The organism is Acidomonas methanolica, assembly GCF_004346035.1.
Classification (GTDB): Bacteria; Pseudomonadota; Alphaproteobacteria; order Acetobacterales; family Acetobacteraceae; genus Acidomonas; species Acidomonas methanolica.
The window spans coordinates 1-2,168 of sequence record NZ_SLZN01000086.1 but is presented as its reverse complement, the minus strand read 5'-3'; the positions used below and the strand labels follow the sequence as shown (position 1 = coordinate 2,168).

Sequence of the window (2,168 nt, the reverse complement as noted above, 5' to 3'; positions counted from 1 at the left end):
CATCAGCAGCGTGCCGCCTAAACAGCATAACCAGAGGGGCCAGTTCCTCCGTTATCTCACACCATCCAAAGTCCCAAATCTTTCGACGACGGACAGTATTCATCCCGCCTTTGGTCCGCCCGATCAGACGGCCTGGGCCCCCTTTTTTAACCGCAGGCTCGAAGCTGTGCGATGTGCCTTGAGATCGGTCGCATCAATCATGATCGTCTGAGGCTCTGCCTTGCCGGTAGCCAGTCCCTCCATCATGCGGATGAAGATCCCCATAGCACTCCAGCGCTTCCAGCGGTTGTAGAGCGTCTTGTGTGGACCGTATTCCCGGGGTGCATCACGCCAGCGCAGACCATTTCTGTTCACGAAAATGATCCCGCTCAACACACGACGGTCATCAACGCGAGGTTTGCCATGGCTCTTCGGGAAAAAGGGCCGCAGACGACCCATCTGCTCGTCCGTCAGCCAATACGGGTCATTCATCTTCAGTCTCCTCAAGGAGCCTGAATCACATCCTGCCGTCCATATCAATGGGTCCTGAGCCTAAATCACAGGAAACTCACAGATTCAGCATTTTAGGGATTTGTCACGCACGCCTTCACCCGATTGCCCTGTTCAGGCCGCAAAGGGCACTTGTCATTCCCATCGAAGTTGATATGGTCCGCCCCGCCTTGCGGAGAGATGGCCGAGCGGCTTAAGGCGCACGCTTGGAAAGCGTGTGTACGTTAATAGCGTACCGTGGGTTCGAATCCCACTCTCTCCGCCAGTCCACGAGCTAACTCCTTGAAATAATTATCTTTTATCAACCCAAAATTCTGGGTTGAAGAACGATTTTGGAGTAGTCTTTTGGAGAAGGCAAGCCCTTTGCTGTGGGACGGTAGCAGAACCTTCTCCCGAATCGCTGAGCCACCTTCAATTGGCATCGGAACTGGCGTCGAAGCACGGTGTGCATCAGACGATGATTGCCCAGTGGAAGCGTCAGGCGATTGAGGGCATGGCGGCGACCTTTTCGGGCAAGGCCGTTGCGGAGCCTGCGACGAGCGCGGCTGAGGTCGAGAAGCTTCACGCGAAGATCGGCCAGCTTTTGGTGGAACGGGATTTTTTGCGGGATGCCTCTGTTCGCTTGGGCGTGAGCAGAGGCGGCAAATGATCGACCCGCAACGTCCCCGTCTGCCGATCATCAGGCAATGCACCTTGCTGAGGCTCAACCGATCGGGGGTATATTATCAACCTGCACCCGAAAACGCGCTCAACCTGATGCTGATGCGGCTGATCGACGAGCAGTTCATGGAAACGCCGTATTACGGCGCCCGGCAGATGGCGCGGCACCTTCGCCGTCTGGGCCATGAGGTAGGCCGCAAACGGATCGGACGGCTGATGGCCCGGATGGGGCTGGTTGCGATTTATCAGAAGCCCAGGACGACGGTGCCCCACCCGGAGCATCGCACATATCCCTATCTTCTGCGGGACCTGATGATCGACCGGCCCAACCAGGTCTGGTGTTCGGATATCACCTACATTCCGATGCGCCGGGGTTTTCTGTATCTGACGGCGATCATGGACTGGGCGACGCGCAAGGTTCTGGCCTGGCGCCTGTCCAATACCATGGATGCGGACTTCTGCGTCGAGGCCTTGAAGGAGGCGTTGGCCCGCTACGGGACGCCGGAGATTTTCAATACGGATCAAGGCAGCCAATTCACCACGCCGCGCTTCACCGAAGTGCTGCAGGAGCGGCAGATCCGCATCAGCATGGACGGGCGCGGCCGCTGGATGGACAATGTCTTCATCGAACGGCTCTGGCGGTCATTGAAATATGAATGCGTGTATCTCCACGCTTTCGAGACCGGCTCGGAACTTCGTAGCGGCCTGGCAAAATGGATTGGTCATTATAATTCGCGGCGCCCGCACTCGGCTCTCGCTGGACGCACGCCCGATGAGGCGTATCATGGGTTTGCTCCGACACCGTTGCCGGGATTAACCCCGGCAACGGTAGAGGTCAGCAACAACGAGAAATTGGCGGCATAGCAACATCGGGCGATAGCTTATTCAACCCGCAAATCTGTCCGAACGAATGGGGCCACCTCTATCCTCCAGCGCGTCCCTTCAACGTTCACGAGTTCCTGCATGGTTGTCCCTTTCGGGCACCAGGTTGTAAAACAGGCAAGGTCTCCATCGGCGAT

The 2,168-nt window shown here is 57.1% G+C and carries 1 protein-coding gene, 1 tRNA gene and 1 pseudogene; 2 read left to right on the top strand and 1 reads right to left on the bottom strand.

Features of this window, described 5'->3' with window-relative positions; all coding sequences use genetic code 11:
* Nucleotides 1–94: 94 nt before the first annotated feature.
* Nucleotides 95–471, bottom strand: a pseudogene (locus tag EDC31_RS17505) (IS5 family transposase); the annotation flags it as partial.
* A gap of 192 nt (nucleotides 472–663) precedes the next feature.
* Between EDC31_RS17505 and EDC31_RS17500 the strand changes: the two are divergent.
* Together EDC31_RS17500 and EDC31_RS17495 are read left to right on the top strand one after the other, a co-directional pair.
* A tRNA-Ser gene (locus EDC31_RS17500) sits at nucleotides 664–754 on the top strand.
* 135 nt (nucleotides 755–889) lie between these two features.
* Nucleotides 890–2,013 (top strand): IS3 family transposase gene (locus EDC31_RS17495; RefSeq protein WP_243697821.1). Its coding sequence is split into 2 segments (ribosomal slippage): nucleotides 890–1,097 and nucleotides 1,097–2,013, totalling 1,125 coding nucleotides; the frame shifts between segments, so codons are not numbered across the junction.
* Nucleotides 2,014–2,168 lie beyond the last annotated feature (155 nt).